We start from the raw sequence: 18,185 nt of genomic DNA, 5'->3' as shown, positions 1-18,185 counted from the left end.
CGACAAAGCTCAAGGGCCTGAGCCCGGTGCAATACCGGACCCAGACCCTCGCGGCTTAGGCTCTTATTTAGTCAGTCCAACTTCCGGGGAGCAGTTCAAATGGGCGCGGGGACTTCTTCATTATCCGGCGAAGCGGGGTTTCCTACGGCACCAGGAGAACCTTTCCGGTGGTTTTCCGGCCCTCAAGGTCGCGGTGTGCCTGCCAGGCCTGGCTCAACGGGTAGCGGGCCCCGATGCGGACCTTCAGGCTCCCGCCGGCGGCCGCTGCAAAGACCTCGTCGGAGCGCCAGCGCCGCTCCGCGGCATCCCGCAGGTAGTGGCCCATGGTGGGCCGGGTGAGGAACAGGGAACCCCCGGCGTTGAGGCGCTGCGGGTCAAATGGCGGGACCGGGCCGGAGGCTGCGCCGAACAGCACCAGCATTCCCCGGACACCAAGGGCGTTAAGGGAGCCGTCGAACGTATCCTTACCCACGCCGTCGTACGCCACGTCCACGCCCTTGCCACCGGTGAGCTCGCGCACGTGGTGCGGAAAACCTTCGTAGCGCAGCACATGGTCCGCGCCGGCCTCAAGGGCGAGGGCCTTTTTCCCGTCATTGGACACGGTGGTGATGACCCGGGCGCCCTTTGCCTTGAGCAGCTGGATGAGCAGCAGTCCAACCCCGCCGGCCCCGGCGTGCAGCAGTACGGTGTGCCCGGATTCCACCTTGAAGGTGGAATTGACCAGGTAGTGCGCGGTGATGCCCTGGAGGGGAAGGGCGGCGGCGGTAAAGACATCCAGGCCTTTCGGTACCGGCAGTGCGGCGTCCTCATCCACCAGGGCGTAGTCCGCGTAGCAGTTCAGGCCCTCGGCCGTGGCTATCCGGTCGCCCACGGAGAAGCCGGTGACGCCTTCGCCCACGGCTTCCACCGTCCCTGCGGCTTCCGTGCCGGGGGTGAAGGGGTACTGGACTTTGTAGGTCCCACTGCGCTTGTAGGTGTCGATGAAGTTGACGCCGGCCGCCCCGACTTTGAAGAGCACCTGGCCCGGCCCCGGAGCGGGTGTTTGAACCTCGACGTAGTCAAGGACTTCCGGTCCGCCTGCCTGCCGTGCGACGATTGCAGGCGTCATGGCTCTCCTTTCGCGGGTCCCGGCGTTTCCGGCCCCGGCTGCCGAGACCATCCTAGGGACACCGCAGACCGGCACGGCAAGTCCCGGCGTCACCGCAGGCCTCAAGGACGGCCATGCATAAATATCGGCATCAATGCATAACTATTGCTGTATAGTCGGAGCATGACTATTTCTGTTGCGGTTTCGGGTGCCAGCGGCTACGCCGGGGGAGAGGTCCTTCGCCTTCTGGCCGGACACCCCGGTGTGACCATCGGTGCCATCACAGCGCACAGCAATGCCGGGTCCCGCCTCGGCGAACTGCAGCCGCACCTGCATGGACTGGCCAGCCGCATCCTTGAAGACACCACGGTGGAGAACCTCTCCGGCCACGATGTCGTCTTCCTGGCGCTGCCGCACGGTGCTTCCGCCGAGATCGCCGCCCAGCTTCCCGAAGGGACAGTCGTCATCGACGCCGGCGCCGACCATCGCCTTGAAGACCCCGCCGCGTGGGAGAAGTTCTACGGCTCGCCCCATGCCGGCACCTGGCCCTACGGACTCCCGGAGCTGCCCGGCCAGCGGGAAGCCCTCAAGGGCGCCAAGCGCATCGCCGTTCCCGGCTGCTACCCAACGTCCGCCCTCCTGGCGCTGACCCCCGGCTTCGCTGCGCACCTGCTGGAGCCCGACGACGTCGTGATCGTTTCCGCCTCCGGCACCTCGGGCGCGGGCAAGGCCGCCAAGGTCAACCTGATCGGAGCTGAAGTCATGGGCTCCATGAGTCCCTACGGCGTGGGCGGTGGACACCGGCACACCCCCGAGATCGAGCAGGGCCTCTCCAACGCGGCAGGGGAAAAAGTCAGCGTTTCCTTCACGCCCACCCTTGCTCCCATGAGCCGCGGCATCCTGACCACCGCCACTGCCAAGGTCAAGGCCGGCACCACCGCAGCGCAGCTGCGGCAGGCATGGACCGAAGCGTACGACGACGAGCCGTTCGTCCACGTGCTGTCCGAGGGCCAGTGGCCCGGGACCAAATCGGTCCAGGGTTCCAACCACGCAGCCATGCAGCTGGCCTTCGACGCCCACACGGGACGGGTGGTCGTCACCTGCGTGATCGACAACCTGACCAAGGGCACTGCCGGCGGAGCCGTGCAGTCCATGAACATCGCACTCGGCCTGCCCGAAACCGCCGGCCTCAACCTGCAGGGAGTAGCTCCGTGACCATCACCACCCCCCAGGGATTCCGGGCAGCAGGCGTCACCGCCGGACTCAAGGCCTCCGGCAACCCGGACCTCGCCCTGGTCGTCAACGACGGACCATCCAAAGCCGCCGCCGCCGTGTTCACCAGCAACCGCGTGGCCGCAGCCCCCGTGCACTGGTCACGCCAGGTGGTCTCGGACGGCCGCGTGGATGCCGTCATCCTCAACTCCGGCGGGGCCAACGCCTGCACCGGTCCCACGGGCTTCCAGAACACCCACAGCACCGCGGAGAAAGTGGCCGAGGTCCTGGGCATCTCAGCCACCGACGTGTTCGTCTGCTCCACCGGCCTGATTGGCGAGCAGCTGCCCATGGACAAGATCCTGCCGGGCGTCGAGGCCGCTGCAGCAGCACTCAGCACCGACGGGGGACCGGACGCCGGCACGGCCATCATGACCACCGACAGCGTGCCCAAGTCGGCCCTCTTCATCGGCACCGACGCCGACGGCCAGGAATTCAGCATCGGCGGCATCGCCAAGGGCGCCGGCATGCTGGCCCCCGGCCTGGCCACCATGCTGGTGGTCCTCACCACGGATGCCGTGGTGCAGCCCGAAATGCTCGACGTCGTCCTCCGCGACGCCACGCGGGTTACGTTCGACCGCGCCGACTCCGACGGCTGCATGTCCACCAACGACACGGTTGTCCTGCTGGCTTCCGGCGCTTCCGCGGCTGTGCCCTCGGCCGAGGATTTCGGTGCCGGGCTGACCAAGGTCTGCGCCGAGCTGGCCCGCAAACTGATCGCCGATGCCGAGGGCGCCAGCCACGACATCGCCATCCGCACGTTCAACGCCGCCAGCGAAGCGGACGCCGAAACCGTCAGCCGCTCCGTGGCCCGCTCCAACCTGTTCAAAGCGGCCATTTTCGGCAAGGATCCCAACTGGGGCCGCGTGCTCTCCGCGGTGGGCACCACGGACGCCGCCTTTGAGCCGGACCAGCTCAACGTGGCCATGAACGGCGTCCAGATCTGCCGCAACGGCAGCATCGGCGACGACCGCAGCCTGGTGGACCTGGAGCCGCGCGAAGTCCTGGTGGAAATCGACCTGCAGGCAGGCGATGCCGAGGCCACCATCTGGACCAACGACCTCACCCATGACTACGTGCACGAGAACAGCGCCTACTCCAGCTAGGGGCCCCTCCAGCCATTGCCCGCCAAGGCATGAACCGCTGCGGAAAGTGACAACATGAACACCCAAACGCGTGAAACCACCAGCATGTCCGCTGCCCAGGACAAGGCGGCAACCCTGATCGAGGCGCTGCCCTGGATCCAGCGGTTTGCCGGCACCACCATGGTGATCAAGTACGGCGGCAATGCCATGGTGAACGACGAACTCCGCCGCGCCTTCGCCGAAGACATCGTCTTCCTCCACCATGTGGGCATCCACCCCGTGGTGGTCCACGGCGGCGGCCCGCAGATCAACTCCATGCTGGGCCGGCTGGGCATCGAATCCGAGTTCAAGGGCGGCCTCCGGGTCACCACGCCCGAGGCCATGGATGTGGTCCGCATGGTCCTCACCGGCCAGGTGGGACGCGAACTGGTGGGCCTGATCAACTCCCACGGGCCCTACGCCGTGGGCATGTCAGGTGAAGACGGCGGGCTGCTGCGCGCTGTCCGCACCGGCACCGTGGTGGACGGCGAAGAGGTGGACCTCGGGCTGGTGGGCGAGGTGGTGGGCGTCGACCCCGCCGGCATCGTGGACATCCTCGACGCCGGCCGCATCCCCGTGATCTCCACGGTGGCCCCGGAAATTGTCGACGGCGGAGAAAGCGTGGCGGGGACCGCGCGGTTCCAGCCCACGGGCCAGGTCCTGAACGTCAACGCGGACACCGCAGCGGCCGCCGTCGCCTCGGCGCTGGGCGCTTCGAAGCTGGTGATCCTCACCGACGTCGAAGGCCTCTACGCCAACTGGCCGGACAAGACTTCCCTGATCTCCTCCCTCACGGCGTCGGAGCTGCGGGAGATGCTGCCCAGGCTCGAGTCCGGGATGATCCCCAAGATGGCGGCCTGCCTCAAGGCCGTTGACGAGGGCGTGGAACGGGCACACATCGTGGACGGGCGCCTGGCCCACTCCATGCTTCTGGAAACATTTACGACGGCGGGCATCGGCACCCAGGTCGTCCCGGACGAGGAGATCAACGGATGAACACGGTTGAAAAGCCTTCAGTCACCGAGTTGGTGGAAACCACGGGCCACGCAGGCTCCGAGTGGCTCTCCCGCTACTCCAGTTCGCTGATGAACGTGTTCGGCACGCCGCAACGGGTCCTGGTCCGCGGTGCCGGCTGCCTGGTGTGGGACGCCGACGGCAAGGAATACCTGGACCTGCTGGGCGGGATCGCCGTTAACGCCCTGGGCCACGCCCACCCCTTCGTGACGTCAGTCATCGCCAGCCAGCTGGCCACACTGGGCCACGTCTCCAACTTCTTTACCAGCCCCACCCAGGTGGCGCTGGCCGAAAAACTGCTGGAACTGGCCCACGCTCCTGCCGGCTCCAAGGTGTTCTTCAGCAACTCGGGCACCGAAGCCAACGAGGCCGCCTTCAAACTTGCCCGCCGCAATACCGGCGACGGTACGGTCAAGCGGACCACCATCATCGCCCTCGAGGGCGCGTTCCACGGCCGGACCATGGGCGCCCTGGCCCTGACCGCCAAAGAGGCCTACCGGGCGCCCTTCGAGCCGCTGCCCGGTGGCGTGGTGCACATCCCGTTCGGCGACATTGCTGCGCTGGAGGCAGCAGTGGACGAAACCGTGGCCGCCGTGTTCCTGGAGCCCATCCAGGGCGAGGCAGGTGTGCGCCCCCTGCCGCCGGGCTACCTGAAGGCCGCGCGGGAGGCCACCAGCAAAGCCGGCGCCCTGCTGATCCTGGACGAGGTCCAGACCGGCATCGGCCGCACCGGCAAGTGGCTCGCCAGCGAGGATGCGGGGATTGTCCCTGACGCCATCACCCTGGCCAAAGGGCTGGGCGGCGGATTCCCCATCGGTGCCCTGATCACCATGGGTGGGCAGACGTCGTCTTTGCTGTCAGCCGGCCAGCACGGCACCACCTTCGGCGGAAACCCGGTGGCCACGGCAGCCGCCCTCGCCACCCTCCACGCCCTCGAAAGCCAGAACGTCCTGGCCAACGCCACGGCCGTGGGCGAACACCTGCGCTCCGCACTGGCCGCGATCCCCGGCGTCACCGAGGTCCGGGGTGAAGGGCTGCTGATCGGCTTCGACCTCGACGCCGACGTAGCACCGGCCGTCGTGCAGGCGGCACTCGACGCAGGCTTCATCGTCAACAGCCCGGGCCCGCGGACCATCCGCCTGGCCCCGCCGCTGATCCTCACCACGGCACAGGCCGACACGTTCCTCGCCGCATTCCCGGCAATCCTCCAGACCGCTAAGGACGCCCAGTGACCACCGCAACCCGGCACTTCCTCAAGGACACCGACCTCAGCCCCGCCGAACAGGCGGAAGTCCTGGAGCTCGCCGCCCGCATGAAGGCGGCCCCCTACAGCGTCCAGCCGTTCGCCGCTGAAGGCAGCGGCCGCAAGACCGTGGCCGTGATCTTCGACAAGACCTCCACCCGGACCCGGGTGTCATTCGCCACCGGAATCGCGGACATGGGCGGCAATGCCCTGGTCATCAACCCCGGCGAGGCGCAGATCGGGCACAAGGAATCCGTGGAGGACACCGCCAAGGTGCTCGAACGGATGGTCTCCACCATTGTGTGGCGCACCGGCGCCCACGCCGGCCTGGTGGCCATGGCGGAGAACTCACGGGTTCCCGTCATCAACGCCCTGTGCGATGACTACCACCCGTGCCAGCTCCTGGCGGACCTGCTGGCCGTCAAGGAACACAAGGGCGACCTCAAGGGACTCACCATGAGCTACCTCGGCGACGCCGCCAACAACATGGCCAACTCCTACCTGCTGGCCGGAGTCACCGCCGGCATGCACGTCCGCATCGCCGGCCCGGAGGGCTACCTGCCGGCCGCGGACATCGTGGCCGCGGCTGAGGAGCGCGCGGCTGAAACCGGCGGTTCCGTGCTCATCACCACCGATGCCAAGGAAGCACTGAAGGGTGCCGACGTCGTGGCCACCGACACGTGGGTCTCCATGGGGCAGGAAGCCGAGAAGGAAGCACGGCTCCAGCTGTTCCGGGACTACTCCGTCGATTCGGACGCCATGGCACTCGCCGCGGATGACGCCGTCGTGCTGCACTGCCTCCCGGCCTACCGGGGCTACGAAATCTCCGCCGACGTCATCGACGGCCCGCAGTCCATCGTCTGGGACGAGGCGGAAAACCGGCTGCACGCCCAGAAGGCGCTGATGGCCTGGCTGATGCACCGCTCGGGCCTGGCCTTCGTTGACGGCCTTTCCCCCGTCGAGGGCACCGGAGAGAGCACGTTCTAGTGTCCGCCCAGCCGTCCTCCCCGGGCACCAGCCCGGCCACCAAGACCGCCCGGCAGGCGCGCATCACCGCCATCCTCACCGGGCAGTCCGTGCGTTCCCAGGCCGAGCTTGCGGCGCTGCTGGCCGACGACGGCGTGCAGGTCACCCAGGCCACGCTGTCCCGCGACCTGGTGGAACTGGGCGCCGTCCGCGTCCGCGGCAAGGAAGGCGTCCTGGTCTACGCCGTTCCCGGCGAAGGCGGCGAGCGGGCCGCGAAAAGCGGCGTGACGCAGGAGATCCTGGATGCCCGGCTGGCCCGGCTGTGCAGCGAACTGCTGGTCACCGCCGAAGCCTCGGCCAACATCGCGGTCCTGCGCACTCCGCCCGGCGCCGCGAACTTCCTGGCCCTGGCCATCGACCATTCGGTAATGCCGTCCATCCTGGGCACCATCGCCGGGGACGACACCGTCCTGCTGGTCTCCCGCGACCCGCTGGGCGGACCGGACCTGGCAGCCCGCTTCCTGCAAATGGCAGAAGAAGCCGGGCAATAAGCTTGAAGACAACGAACCAACCAACCCCAACAAGGAGCATCTAAAGTGACTGAACGCATTGTGCTGGCCTACTCCGGCGGCCTGGACACGTCCGTCGCCATCGGCTGGATCGGTGAAGCCACCGGTGCCGAGGTCATCGCCGTGGCGGTGGACGTCGGACAGGGCGGCGAATCGCTGGAAACCATCCGCCAGCGCGCCCTGGGCTGCGGCGCCGTCGAGGCCTACGTCGCGGACGCCTCGGACGAGTTCGCCAACGAATACTGCGTGCCCACCCTGAAGGCCAACGCCCTCTACCAGGGCCACTACCCGCTGGTGTCCGCCATCTCCCGCCCGGTCATCGTCAAGCACCTGGTGAAGGCAGCCCGCGAATTCGGCGCCACCACCGTGGCCCACGGCTGCACCGGCAAGGGCAACGACCAGGTCCGCTTCGAGGTGGGCATCCAGACCCTGGGCCCGGACCTGAAGTGCATCGCACCGGTCCGCGACCTCGCCCTGACCCGCGACAAGGCCATCGCCTTCGCCGAGGAAAAGGGACTGCCCATCGAGACCACCAAGAAGAACCCGTACTCCATCGACCAGAACGTCTGGGGACGCGCCGTGGAAACCGGCTACCTCGAGGACATCTGGAACGCCCCCACCAAGGACATCTACGACTACACCGCCACCCCGGAGTTCCCGCCGGCCCCGGATGAGGTCATCATCTCCTTCGAAGCCGGCGTCCCGGTAGCGATCGACGGCGTCAAGGTCACCCCGCTGCAGGCCATCAAGGAACTCAACCGCCGCGCCGGCGCCCAGGGCGTGGGCCGCATCGACGTCGTCGAGGACCGCCTGGTGGGCATCAAGTCCCGCGAAATCTACGAAGCCCCCGGTGCCATGGCCCTGATCACCGCGCACAAGCACCTCGAGGACATCACCGTGGAGCGCGAGCAGGCCCGCTTCAAGGCCACCGTTGGCCAGCGCTGGGCCGAGCTGGTCTATGACGGCCAGTGGTTCTCCCCGCTGAAGCGCTCCCTGGACGCCTTCATCGAGGACACCCAGAAGTACGTCTCCGGCGACATCCGCATGACCCTGCACGGCGGCCAGGCCATCGTCAACGGCCGCCGCTCGGACACCTCGCTGTACGACTTCTCGCTGGCCACCTACGACACCGGCGACACCTTCGACCAGTCCCAGGCCAAGGGCTTCATCGAGCTGTGGGGCATGTCCGCCAAGGTTGCCTCCGGCCGCGACATCCGCGTCGCAGGAAAGTAGCCCGGATGGCTGAGCTCAAGTCCGAAGCCACGAACACGGGTGCGTTGTGGGGCGGCCGGTTTGCCGGCGGCCCCGCGGACGCCCTCGCGGCGCTGAGCAAGTCCACGCACTTCGACTGGCGCCTGGCCCGTTACGACATCGCCGGCTCCAAGGCGCACGCCCGCGTCCTGCACAAAGCAGGACTGCTGGACGATGCCGAGCTCGAAGGCATGCTGGCCGCCCTCACGCAGCTGGACGAGGACGTGGCGTCCGGGGCATACCTGCCGGCGGAATCCGACGAGGACGTGCATGGTTCCCTGGAACGCGGACTGATCGAGCGGGCCGGAACCCAACTGGGCGGCAAGCTCCGCGCCGGCCGGTCCCGCAACGACCAGGTGGCCACCCTGGGCCGGATGTTCCTGCGCGACCACGCCAGGATCATCGCGCGCGGCGTCCTTGCCACAGTGGATGCCCTGGTGGAGCAGGCAAAGGCACACCACGGTGTTGCCATGCCGGGCCGCACCCACCTGCAGCACGCCCAGCCGGTCCTGCTCAGCCACCACCTGCTGGCCCACGCCTGGGCGCTGCTGCGCGACGTGCAGCGGCTGCAGGACTGGGACAAGCGGGCCGGCGTCTCGCCGTACGGTTCGGGTGCCCTGGCCGGCTCCTCGCTGGGGCTCGACCCGGAAGCAGTGGCCGCTGAGCTGGGCTTCTACTCCGCCACGCATAACTCGATCGACGGCACCGCGTCCCGCGACGTCTTCGCCGAGTTCGCCTGGGTCTGCTCGATGATCGGCGTGGACCTCTCCCGGATCTCAGAGGAAGTCATCTTCTGGGCCACCAAGGAGTTCTCCTTCGTCACGCTGCATGATTCGTACTCCACGGGGTCCTCGATCATGCCGCAGAAGAAGAACCCGGATGTGGCAGAGCTGGCCCGCGGCAAGGCAGGGCGCCTGATCGGCAACCTCACCGGGCTGCTGGCCACGCTCAAGGGCCTTCCGCTTGCGTACAACCGCGACCTGCAGGAGGACAAGGAACCGGTATTCGACGCCGCCGACACCCTGGAGCTGCTGCTTCCGGCCGTCTCCGGCATGATCGCCACCCTCAAGTTCAACACTGAACGGATGCAGTCGCTGGCCCCGCAGGGCTTCGCGTTGGCCACGGACATCGCCGAATGGCTGGTCCGCCAGGGCGTGCCGTTCCGCGAGGCGCACGAACTCTCCGGCGCGGCGGTCAAGCAGGCGGAATCCCGTGGTGTGGAACTGTGGGACCTTACGGACGGGGAGTACGCTGCCATCTCGGAGCATCTCACCCCCGAGGTCCGCACGGTCCTGTCCACGGAAGGCTCCCTGAACAGCCGCAACTCCCAGGGCGGAACGGCGCCGGCCGCCGTCGAACGCCAGCTCGCCGCACTGGAAGCCGAGCTCGCCGACGTCCGGGCGTACGCAGGCTAAATACCGGATCTGCAAGGGGCGCCGTGGTTTTTCCGCGGGGCCCCTTGCTGATTGTGGCTAGGGTGGAGCCATGAGCGAAACCTTCCGCAAGTTCCTTCGCACCCTTCCCGATTTCCCCTCCGGCCTGCCCGGTTTCGACCCGGACAACGCCCCGCAGGACCCGGCGCTGCTGTTCAAGCAGTGGCTGGATGAGGCGCTGGACGCGGGGGAGCAGCAGCCGCACGCGTTCAGCCTGGCCACGGTGGGCGCGGCATCCGGCGGTGGGCAGCAGCCGTCCTCGCGGATGCTGATCCTGAAGAACATTGACGACGACGGCTGGCACTTCGCCACGTCACGCACCTCCCGCAAGGGCCGGGAGCTGGCCGCTGAACCACGTGCCGCCATGAACTTCTACTGGCCGGGCCTGGGCCGCCAGGTCCGGGTGGCCGGCGCTGTGGCCGAGCTTTCTGCCGAGGCTTCCGCGGTGGACTGGCACGAGCGGCCCCGGGCCGACGGAAGCGACAATCCCCATTGGCAGCTCTACGCCCTCCAGCCCGTCGAGATCGAGTTCTGGCAGGCCAGCAACGACGGCAACCATGTCCGGCACCGTGTCGGGCCGGACGGATCGCCGCTGGAATAAGTAGCTGGCGCGCCTGGGTGCTCGGCTAGGCTGGCCGCATGACCTCTCCTTCTCCTGCCGGCCTCCTGGCCGAACTGCACACGGCCGGCGCCGCGCTGACTGCCGGGCTGGACCGGATTCCCGACGGCGGCGAACGTGCTCCGTCCACGCTTCCCGGCTGGAGCCGCGGGCACCTTTTGGCCCACCTCGCCGGAATCTGCGACGCCCTGGCCCGTCAGGTGGAGTACGGCCGCCGCGGTGAAACGGTGGAGCTTTACGACGGCGGCGTGGAAGGCCGCAACCGCGCCATCGATCTGGCCGCGGGGCACAGCCTTGGGCAGCACAGGGAGGACGTCCATGCTGCGCTGCGCCGCGCGCTGGCGGCTTTTGACGCACTGGACGGGGATGAGTGGCAGACGCCCATCGCGTTCCGCGACGGCGTCATCTTCGATGCGGGGCTGGCGCTATGGCGCGAGCTCGTCATCCACACCGCGGACCTGGATGCCGGCACGGGACCCGAAACCTGGAACAGGGAATTCTGCTCCCACCTCTTCGACTTCCTGGCCGCCCGCGTCCCGGCCGGTACCCGGCTTGTCCTGCAGCCGGTGGCACTTCCGCCGCTGGCCCTTGGCGCCGGCGGCAGCACCGTCGTCGTCAGCGGCATGGTCACGGATATCGCCGCCTGGCTCGCTGGGCGCAAGCCGTCGCTGGACAGCCTGCGGGCCACCGCCGCCGGGGACGGCACCGACCTTCCCGCCCTGCTGCCCTGGCCTTCGGCGATGCCCGACCCAAAGTAGTCGTCCTCAACTGAAGCAGTCCTGGCCAGCCTCGCGGGCCAGCAGGCTTTCCTTGATGGGCAGGCCCCAGCGGAAGCCGCCCAGCGAGCCATCGGTCCGGATCACCCGGTGGCAGGGAACGAACAACGCCGCTGCATTGAAGGCACAGGCGCTGGCCGCCGCCCTGACCGCACGCGGGTTGCCCGCGAGGGCCGCATACTCGGTGTATGTAACGGGTGAGCCGGGTTTGACCTGGCGCAGCACGTCCCAGGCGTGGGCGCGGAACGGGCCCGACTGCTGCAGGACCCGGACTGACATGGCGGGAGCGGGGTCGCCGTCGTAGAAGGCTTCAACGGCGGACGAGATCCCGCCAAGGCTTGCCACCTCTTCCACGGCGTCGGGCCGCAGCGTGGGATGGACCTGTCCGGTGAGTTCTGCAAGGCCTGCCGTCCAGCCCGAAGCGAGGACCACACCGTCCCGGGCAAGGATGGTGAAGGGCCCGTCAGGCGTGGACAGCTGCATCAGTTGCGCTTTCATGGCATCCCTTTCGCGGGAACGGTTGTTGTCGGTGCGGGCCGTGCTGCGGCGCGCCACAGGTGCATGGTGGCGTAGGAGCGCCACGGGCTGGTCTCCCGGAAGTCCGGGCTCAGGGCGCTGTCACCATTATCGATGGCGCGGATTCCGTTCCGAACGGCGGCGTCGTTGGCGAGGAAGACGTCCGGGGCGCCCAGGACCCGCATGGCCACGTACCCCACGGTCCATGGTCCCACCCCCGGCAAGGGCAGCAGTTTGGCGCCCAGGCCGGTTAGGTCGTCCCCATAGCCGAACTCCAGTTCTCCGGCGGCCATGGCCGAGGCCGCCTGGAGGAGCGATTCGGTCCGTCTCCTGGGCCCGCGCAGCAGGTGGCCGGCCGCGGCTATTTGGGCCGGCGTCGGGAAGAGCCTGTCCAGGCCGTCGCCGGCCGTGCTGCTGGGACTGCCGGCGGCGGACAGTTGGGTCAGTGCGGTCCGGGCCGCCGCCACCGTGATCTGCTGGCCCACCATGGCCCGCACCAGCAGTTCCTGCGGGTCCAGCGCCCCCGGCATCCTCATTCCGGGAGCGCCGGCAACGGAGGCGGCAAGCCTGGGGTCGGCCGTGAGGGCACCGTCGATCGCTTCGGGGTCTGCGTCCAGGTCGAACAGCCTCCGCACGCGGCTCAGCAGTGCCGGAAGGTCCCGCAGGTCCACCGCACCCACGGTGAGGGTGAGCTGCCGTGCCCGCGTGCCGCCGTCGTACGCCACCTGGAAGCGCGCATCGCCGTGGGGGAGCCGCAGGGTCCGTGCGTAGGAGGTGGCCGTGCCCTCCTCGATGCCGGGGATGGCACGGACCGCAAGGAAGGAGAAGATGCTTGGATCGAACGGCGGACGGTAGGGCAGGCCAAGGGTCAGCGCCGTCGTGCCGCCACCGGGGGCCGGGTGCCGGACTGTCCTGCGAAGTGCGGTGGGGGTCATGTCGAACACCTCGGCGATGGTCTCGTTGAACTGCCGCACGCTGCTGAAGCCGGCCGCGAAGGCGATGTCGGCCAGCTTCATGGAGGTGGACACCAGCAGCGTACGTGCGGTCTGCGCCCTCGCAGCGCGGGCCAGCGACAGGGGACCGGCACCCAGTTCCTGCCCCAGGATCCGGTTAAGCTGGCGCGGCGAGTACCCCAGGCGGGACGCAAGGCCTGCCACCCCGTCCCGGTTGATCACGCCGTCGTTGATCAGCCGCATGGCCCGGCCCGCAACGTCCTGCCGCACGTTCCAGGCAGGGGTTCCCGGCACCGCCTCCGGCAGGCAGCGCTTGCAGGCCCGGTAGCCCGCCTCGTGTGCCGCGGCGGACGTCTCGTAAAACGTCACGTTGGACGCCTTGGGGGTGCGGGCCGGGCAGGAGGGGCGGCAGTAGATCCCGGTTGTGCGGACGGCGGTATAGAACTGGCCGTCGAACCGGGGGTCGCGGGCATCGATTGCCCGGTAGCGCTGCCAGAAGTCCATTCCTCCATCCTGCCAGCCCACCCCGGCCGGTACTAGCGGAAATCGGACATGGCCGTGGAGGGCGGGAATCCGGCGCCGGGGCGGCTGCCGGGCGGATGAAACGGGCGGCATCCGGGTAAAGTCGAGCAATGAACGAAAGTGCTCCGGACGCCGGGACGCTCCGGAGTTTCCTGTCCGGAGATGCCCGCGAGCTCGCCCCGCAGCTGCTTGGCGCCGTACTGACGCACCAGTCCCGGGACGGCGCGGTGTCCATCCGGCTCACCGAGGTGGAGGCCTACCTTGGGCCCGAGGATTCGCTCCATCCGGACCCGGGCTCGCATACCTACCGGGGCCCGACACCCCGCAATGCGCCAATGTTCGGCCCCGCCGGGCACCTCTACGTCTACTTCACCTACGGCATGCACCACTGCACCAACATTGTCTGCGGCCCGGCAGGCGTTGCGTCCGCCCTGTTGCTGCGGGCAGGGGAGGTGGTGGACGGACTTGAACTGGCGCAACGGCGCCGTCCGACGTCGAGAACGCCCGCCGACCTGGCCAGCGGTCCGGCCCGCCTGGCCAAAGCGCTTGGATTGACGACGGCGGACAGTGGCCGGGACGCGCTGGCTCCACCCTTCGGCCTGGAGCTTCCCTCCTGCACCGGCGGTCCGGTAAGTACGGGCCCGCGGGTGGGCGTGGCCGGCGCCGGGGGATCGGCGGAATACGCCTGGCGATTCTGGCTCACCGGCGACCCCACCGTCTCCAAATACAAGGCTGCCAAGCCCCGGATCCGGAAGCAGCCGGCACGTTGACTGCCGGCTGCAACGTTTCACAAGCGTTAACGGAAATGGTTGTAGAATGGACGGTCTGTCTTTCGCGATAGGGGAACGTTAATGCACGACGCCGAATTGGCCCACGAACGGGAGTATGTAGCCGGCCTGTATGCCCGGCTGGAGGAACTCCGGGAGGAAAAGCGCCGCCAGCTGGCGCAGGTCCGGCGCGCCGGAGCCGTGGGCACCATGCAGAACGTTTCGGAACGTGATGCGTTCGCTGCACTGTATGAGGACCGCCTGGCCCAGCTGGACGCCGTCGATGACCGGCTGGTGTTCGGCCGCCTGGACCTGGACTCCGGTGAAGCCCAGTACATTGGCCGCATCGGGCTTACCACCGAGGACCTGCAGCGGCTGATGGTGGACTGGCGTGCGCCCGAGGCCGGGCACTTCTACCAGGCCACGGCCTTCGACCGGCAGGGCGTCCGCCGCCGCCGGCACCTGATCCTGCAGGGGCGGGACGTCAAGGCGATCGAGGACGACGTCCTGGACGCGGGGATGCTTACCGACGACGAATCGCTGCAGGGCGAAGGGGCCCTGCTCGCGGCCCTGAACTCCAAGCGGACCGGCCGCATGTCGGACATCGTCAGCACCATCCAGTCGGAACAGGACCGCATCATCCGGTCCTCCATTTCCGGCGCCGTCGTGGTCCAGGGCGGGCCGGGCACCGGCAAAACCGCCGTGGCCCTGCACCGGGCCGCCTACCTGCTGTACACCCACCGTGACCGCCTCAAAAGTGCCGGCGTGCTCCTGGTGGGGCCGTCGTCGTCGTTCATGAAGTACATCGAACGGGTGCTGCCCTCGCTCGGGGAAACCGGTGTCGTCATGGCCAGCGTGGGCCGCCTGATGCCCGGCATCAATGCCGTGCCCGAAACTGATGCGGACGTGGCAGCCCTGAAGGGCCGCCTGGACATGGCCGCGATCGTGGCCAACGCCGTGTCCAACCGCATGCGCGTCCCCGCGCAGAACCGGATCCTTGAAGTGGACGGCCGCAAGCTCACCCTCACACCCCGGCAGGTCCGGCGTGCAAGGGAACGTGCCCGCGCCACCGGAAAGCCGTACAACGAGGCACGCGTGACGTTCGTGAAGATCCTGCTGCGCGAGCTGACCGAACAGATGACCGAGCTCGTCGAAGCCGGCAACCTCGGCAACAACGCGGACCGCTCGTACCTTGCCGAAGATGTCCGGACGGCCCGCGATGTGCGGATTGCGCTGAACCTGTGCTGGATGCCCATGACGCCGGAGAAGCTGATCTCGGATCTGTTCAGCAAGCCGGAGGTGCTGGAATTCTGCACCCCCAACCTGACCCCGGCCCAGCGGGCGCTGCTGCAGCGTCCCGCGGATGCCCCGTGGACGGAATCGGACGTGCCGCTGCTGGACGAGGCCGCCGAACTGCTCGGCGAGCTGGACCCGGCCGCCGGGCGCGGACTGGCCCAGCAGGAGCATGACCGTGCCCGCGACCTTGCCAACGCCAAGCAGACCCTGGTCAACATGCAGGCCGCCGGCGTGGACCCCCTGATGTCCGCGGAGGAACTGGCCGAGCAGAACCAGGAACAGGAAGGGCGGCAAACCGCTGCCGAACGCGCAACGAGCGACCGCACCTGGGCCTTCGGGCACATCGTGGTGGATGAGGCACAGGAACTCTCACCCATGCAGTGGCGGCTCCTGGTCCGGCGCTGCCCCCTGAAGTCCTTCACCATCGTGGGCGACATCGCGCAGACCAGCTCTGTGGCCGGAGCCAACTCGTGGCAGGGGGCGCTTGCTCCGCTGTTCGGTGACCGCTGGCAGCTGGAGGAGCTGACCGTCAACTACCGCACGCCCTCGCAGATCGCCGAAGCCGCCGTCAGGATGGCCAACGCGGCTGGCCTGGTGGTTTCCGCGCCGAAGGCCGTTCGTGAGGGGCGCTGGGCGCCCATCATCGACGAAGTAGGGAACGGCGCGGTGGTCGGCCGGCTCGTGGAGGTCCTCCCGGAAGAACTTGACGCGCTCGACGGCGGCCTGCTCGCCGTGATCGCCGATGGTGACCTCCTGCCCCAGGCCACAGCAGCACTGCGAGCCGTGTATGGGCGACGGATCGGCACCGGCGCCGGCAGCTACGAGCAGGACATCGTGGTGATCAGCCCGCGCGAGGCCAAGGGCCTGGAGTTCGACGGCGTGGTGGTCCTGGAACCATCCGTCATGCTCAACCATGAGCACGGCAAGGTGGGGGACCTGTACGTAGCCATGACACGTGCAACACAGCGCCTGCGGCTGATTGCCTCGCAACCCGTGCCTGCCGGGATTGCCGGCTGACCCGGCGCCGGGCGTTACTGCTAACTTAGGAAGCGTGCCAGAACTGAACAACCTCGAACCGCAGCGCAACGATCCCACTTTCGCCAACATTTGGCAGGAACTGAAGTGGCGTGGGCTGGTCCATGTGTCCACCGACGAAGCAGAGCTTGAGAAGCTCCTCGCCGACGGGCCGGTCACATACTATTGCGGTTTCGACCCCACCGCCCCGAGCCTGCACCTGGGAAACCTCGTCCAGCTCCTGGTCATGCGGCGGCTGCAGCTGGCCGGGCACAAGCCACTGGGACTCGTTGGCGGCTCCACGGGTATGATCGGCGATCCCCGCCCCACCGCTGAACGAACCCTGAACACCAAGGACACGGTGGCGGAGTGGGTGGGCTACCTGCAGGCCCAGGTCAGCCGCTTCCTCAGCTTCGAGGGTGACAACGCTGCCAGGATCGTAAACAACCTGGACTGGACGGCGCCCTTGAGCGCCATCGACTTCCTGCGTGAAGTGGGCAAGCACTTCAGGGTTGGAACGATGCTGCGCAAGGACGCCGTGGCATCCCGCCTCAACTCCGACGAGGGCATCAGCTACACCGAGTTCAGCTACCAGATCCTGCAGGGCATGGACTACCTGCAGCTCTACCGCGACTACGGCTGTGTGCTGCAGACCGGTGGTTCGGACCAGTGGGGCAACCTCACCAGCGGTACCGACCTGATCCGCAAGGTGGAGGGCAAGAGCGTCCACGCCCTGGGAACTCCCCTCATCACCAACTCCGACGGAACCAAGTTCGGCAAGAGCGAGGGCAACGCCATCTGGCTGGACGCGGGCATGTGCAGCCCGTACGCCTTCTACCAGTTCTGGCTCAACACCGCCGACGCCGACGTTGTGGACCGGCTCAAGGTGTTCACGTTCCTCACCCGGGCCGAGATCGAAGAGATCGCGGTTTCCGTGGCCGAGCGTCCCTTTGCCAGGGAAGGACAGCGGAAGCTGGCCTTCGAAGTGACCTCACTGGTGCACGGCGTGGACGCCACCGAAAAAGTCATCGCCGCTTCAGCGGCGCTTTTCGGCAACGGCGACCTGGCCGCATTGGACAAGGCAACGCTCCAGGCGGCTACCTCCGAACTTCCTTCGGCCACGGTGCAGGTGGACGGGATGGGGATCGTCGACCTGCTGGTGGCGTCCGGTCTATCGGAAAGCAAGTCCGCCGCCCGGCGCACCGTTGGTGAAGGAGGTGCCTACGTGAACAACGCGAAGGTGTCAGATCCGGAGGCCGTGATCTCCGAGTCTGAACTGTTGCACGGCCAGTACCTGCTCCTGCGCCGGGGCAAGAAGAACCTGGCCACTGTTGAGGTGCTGGTTCCCTAGCACCTTCACGGTCCGTATGCACGCCCTTCGGCGGCCGATTTGCACGGCCGCTGGGGGGCGTGTATTGTTTTCTGAGTCGCCGCCGCTGAGTGGTGACAAACCCCCAACTTATGAGAAGCAATTCTTGCCGCGCACCGCGTGGAATTGGAGAAATTGCTTCCCGTTGTGCTGGGCGGATTCATTCCACCGAGTGAATTCCGGAAGAAAATCCGGATTTGCGAAAGTGAATATGAATGAAATAAGATGGAAACATCGCAGCGAAGAAATACGGAAAAGAAATTCTTTCGAATTGTTTCCGGGAATATTCGAATGTGTCTGTTGTTTGAGAACTCAATAGTGTGCCAAGTTTGTTGATACCGATTATGTATGTAATTGGTTGATTGTGCTGTGCCGCCACCCCGTGGTGTGCATG

Annotated in this window: 18 protein-coding genes; 14 read left to right on the top strand and 4 right to left on the bottom strand. The window is 67.6% G+C overall.

Features of this window, described 5'->3' with window-relative positions:
* The coding region (locus tag ASG79_RS24470) for an IS3 family transposase (protein ID WP_156400201.1) at positions 1-59 on the top strand (59 nt) is incomplete at its 5' end.
* Positions 60-142: 83 nt separating this feature from the next.
* Here the strand turns inward: ASG79_RS24470 and ASG79_RS12040 are convergent.
* Positions 143-1,108 (bottom strand): quinone oxidoreductase family protein, encoded by a 966-nt coding sequence (locus tag ASG79_RS12040; protein WP_056391330.1) that lies wholly within the window; start codon positions 1,106-1,108, stop codon positions 143-145.
* Positions 1,109-1,270: 162 nt separating this feature from the next.
* On the opposite strand from ASG79_RS12040, the gene argC reads away from it, so the two are divergent.
* The 10 genes from argC (at position 1,271) to ASG79_RS11990 (ending at position 11,336) form a co-directional block, all read left to right on the top strand.
* Positions 1,271-2,302, top strand: coding sequence for an N-acetyl-gamma-glutamyl-phosphate reductase (gene argC, locus ASG79_RS12035; protein ID WP_056391327.1), 1,032 nt, complete (start codon positions 1,271-1,273; stop codon positions 2,300-2,302).
* Positions 2,299-3,465: a bifunctional glutamate N-acetyltransferase/amino-acid acetyltransferase ArgJ gene (argJ, locus tag ASG79_RS12030; protein WP_056391324.1), complete on the top strand. Its 1,167-nt coding sequence runs from the start codon at positions 2,299-2,301 to the stop codon at positions 3,463-3,465. The genes argC and argJ overlap by 4 nt, the downstream gene beginning before the upstream one ends.
* A 54-nt stretch (positions 3,466-3,519) precedes the next feature.
* Positions 3,520-4,479 carry an acetylglutamate kinase gene (argB, locus tag ASG79_RS12025; RefSeq protein ID WP_018771561.1) on the top strand — a complete coding sequence of 320 codons (960 nt, stop codon included), beginning with the start codon at positions 3,520-3,522 and terminating at the stop codon, positions 4,477-4,479.
* On the top strand, positions 4,476-5,729 hold the full coding sequence (locus ASG79_RS12020) for an acetylornithine transaminase (RefSeq protein WP_056391321.1): 1,254 nt from the start codon (positions 4,476-4,478) through the stop codon (positions 5,727-5,729). Before argB ends, ASG79_RS12020 begins: the two co-directional genes overlap by 4 nt.
* Positions 5,726-6,727 carry an ornithine carbamoyltransferase gene (gene argF / locus ASG79_RS12015; RefSeq protein WP_018771559.1) on the top strand — a complete coding sequence of 334 codons (1,002 nt, stop codon included), beginning with the start codon at positions 5,726-5,728 and terminating at the stop codon, positions 6,725-6,727. Before ASG79_RS12020 ends, argF begins: the two co-directional genes overlap by 4 nt.
* Positions 6,727-7,257, top strand: a complete 531-nt coding sequence (locus ASG79_RS12010; RefSeq protein WP_018771558.1) for an arginine repressor — start codon at positions 6,727-6,729, stop codon at positions 7,255-7,257. Before argF ends, ASG79_RS12010 begins: the two co-directional genes overlap by 1 nt.
* 45 nt (positions 7,258-7,302) lie before the next feature.
* A complete protein-coding gene (locus ASG79_RS12005; RefSeq protein WP_018771557.1) occupies positions 7,303-8,508 on the top strand; it encodes an argininosuccinate synthase in 1,206 nt (401 codons plus the stop codon).
* Between the two features lie 5 nt (positions 8,509-8,513).
* On the top strand, positions 8,514-9,941 hold the full coding sequence (gene argH, locus ASG79_RS12000) for an argininosuccinate lyase (protein WP_056391319.1): 1,428 nt from the start codon (positions 8,514-8,516) through the stop codon (positions 9,939-9,941).
* A 70-nt stretch (positions 9,942-10,011) separates the two neighbouring features.
* The gene (locus ASG79_RS11995) at positions 10,012-10,560 is read left to right on the top strand and encodes a pyridoxal 5'-phosphate synthase (protein ID WP_056391317.1); all 549 of its coding nucleotides are present in this window, start codon (positions 10,012-10,014) and stop codon (positions 10,558-10,560) included.
* Positions 10,561-10,598: 38 nt separating this feature from the next.
* A complete protein-coding gene (locus tag ASG79_RS11990) occupies positions 10,599-11,336 on the top strand; it encodes a maleylpyruvate isomerase family mycothiol-dependent enzyme (protein WP_056391314.1) in 738 nt (245 codons plus the stop codon).
* Positions 11,337-11,342: 6 nt separating this feature from the next.
* On the opposite strand, the gene ASG79_RS11985 is transcribed toward ASG79_RS11990, so the two are convergent.
* A complete protein-coding gene (locus ASG79_RS11985) occupies positions 11,343-11,852 on the bottom strand; it encodes a methylated-DNA--[protein]-cysteine S-methyltransferase (protein ID WP_018771553.1) in 510 nt (169 codons plus the stop codon).
* Positions 11,849-13,327 carry an AlkA N-terminal domain-containing protein gene (locus ASG79_RS11980; RefSeq protein ID WP_056391311.1) on the bottom strand — a complete coding sequence of 493 codons (1,479 nt, stop codon included), beginning with the start codon at positions 13,325-13,327 and terminating at the stop codon, positions 11,849-11,851. The genes ASG79_RS11985 and ASG79_RS11980 overlap by 4 nt, the downstream gene beginning before the upstream one ends.
* A 128-nt stretch (positions 13,328-13,455) precedes the next feature.
* Here ASG79_RS11980 and ASG79_RS11975 point away from each other — a divergent pair, with 128 nt between their 5' ends.
* From ASG79_RS11975 to tyrS, 3 genes are all read left to right on the top strand, one after another.
* Positions 13,456-14,115, top strand: coding sequence for a DNA-3-methyladenine glycosylase (locus ASG79_RS11975; protein ID WP_018771551.1), 660 nt, complete (start codon positions 13,456-13,458; stop codon positions 14,113-14,115).
* 81 nt (positions 14,116-14,196) lie between these two features.
* Positions 14,197-16,425 carry a HelD family protein gene (locus tag ASG79_RS11970; RefSeq protein WP_018771550.1) on the top strand — a complete coding sequence of 743 codons (2,229 nt, stop codon included), beginning with the start codon at positions 14,197-14,199 and terminating at the stop codon, positions 16,423-16,425.
* A 34-nt stretch (positions 16,426-16,459) separates the two neighbouring features.
* Positions 16,460-17,773, top strand: coding sequence for a tyrosine--tRNA ligase (gene tyrS / locus ASG79_RS11965; RefSeq protein WP_056391308.1), 1,314 nt, complete (start codon positions 16,460-16,462; stop codon positions 17,771-17,773).
* A 178-nt stretch (positions 17,774-17,951) separates the two neighbouring features.
* On the opposite strand, the gene ASG79_RS24115 is transcribed toward tyrS, so the two are convergent.
* A partial coding sequence (locus tag ASG79_RS24115; RefSeq protein WP_235509796.1) for a hypothetical protein occupies positions 17,952-18,185 on the bottom strand: 234 nt, incomplete at its 5' end.

Source organism: Arthrobacter sp. Soil761 (assembly GCF_001428325.1).
Taxonomy (GTDB): domain Bacteria; phylum Actinomycetota; class Actinomycetes; order Actinomycetales; family Micrococcaceae; genus Arthrobacter.
The sequence above is the reverse complement of the archived record's forward strand: the minus strand, read 5'-3'. Positions and strand labels throughout refer to the sequence as shown.